Source organism: Salipiger bermudensis (assembly GCF_017309175.1).
Taxonomy (GTDB): Bacteria; Pseudomonadota; Alphaproteobacteria; order Rhodobacterales; family Rhodobacteraceae; genus Salipiger; species Salipiger bermudensis.
Genome location: NZ_JAEKJV010000054.1, coordinates 1 through 1,065, shown reverse-complemented (window position 1 = coordinate 1,065; position 1,065 = coordinate 1). Strand labels below are relative to the sequence as shown.

Here is a 1,065-nt window from a genome sequence, read left to right as displayed (position 1 = left end):
TTGAAACCTTGGCCCGCGTCACCGACAATCCAACCGTCAGGCTGCCCGCAGTGGCATCCTGATCAGGCCCGGACCTCTCCGAAGGTCGACGCTCCTACACCATGCCGTGGGGCACTATCCGCTCACGTCGCGGTCCGTATCGCGGGAGCCCGGCATCCTTAAACACGGCCGCGTAGAAATCGTCCTGCCATCCGCGCATGGCGTCGCAGTAGGCAATGTTTCCCAGCTTGTTGACCTGGTCTTTCGAAATCTTGCGACCTTCGGCTTCCATGGAAACCCGACCCTTCGCGGCATGCCCGGGATGCAGATGCTTCACCGAACCGCGCACCGGGTCCAGCGCCGTGATGTGAGCGTGCAGAAATTCTTCGTCCCAGTGCACCACCGCCATCATGAACCGCCCACCGTCTTTCTCGATCCGTTCGCGGTCGTGCTTGATCGCCTTTCGGAGAACCTTCACCGCGCGAGCACGCACCACCGGATCCGAAAGGGCCTCCTCCGTTCGAACCGGCAAGGACACGACGCTTGCATAAATCGAGGCGGTGTCCGAACGGATCTTGCGTTCGCGCAGCATGACCGACCCGTCAGGTTGTGCATAGGAAACCGTGGTCTTGACGGCCGCCGCCCTTCTTTGTGCCTTCCGCAGATCGATGAAATTGTCGACGTCGCCGGGAATGATCTCGGGGCCCGGCCGCCCGGGAATGACATGTTGGGATGCGTGCTCGAGGCGCTCGAGTTCGTCGATGATCTCTTGGGCGGTCCAGGCTTTCTGCCCATTCTTGCGCTTGCCGAAGGACTCGTCCGGGCTGGCGGCCGATCTGCCTTTCGCCGAATAGGTTTCGATATGCGCGAATTGAGGTCCTTCCATTTTCTCCACCTTCCGAAGTTCAGGTGAAGCGGAAATGGGTCCCGCTGGCGCGGGCGGGCGGTGTTCAGGCGAACCGGGATCGATAGTGCCCCACGGCATGGTGTAGGAGCGTCGACCTTCGGAGAGGTCCGGGCCTGATCAGGATGCCACTGCGGGCAGCCTGACGGTTGGATTGTCGGTGACGCGGGCCAAGGTTTCAA

1 protein-coding gene is annotated in these 1,065 nt (G+C 61.7%); it reads right to left on the bottom strand.

The features are described 5' to 3' along the window. Window positions 1-94: 94 nt before the first annotated feature. Complete coding sequence (locus JF542_RS24320) at window positions 95-865, bottom strand: hypothetical protein (RefSeq protein WP_207077735.1); 771 nt, start codon at window positions 863-865, stop codon at window positions 95-97. Window positions 866-1,065 lie beyond the last annotated feature (200 nt).

What these genes read in the sequence shown, in the direction of transcription:
- JF542_RS24320 (WP_207077735.1), bottom strand. Translation starts at nt 865, where the DNA reads ATGGAAGGACCTCAATTCGCGCATATCGAAACCTATTCGGCGAAAGGC.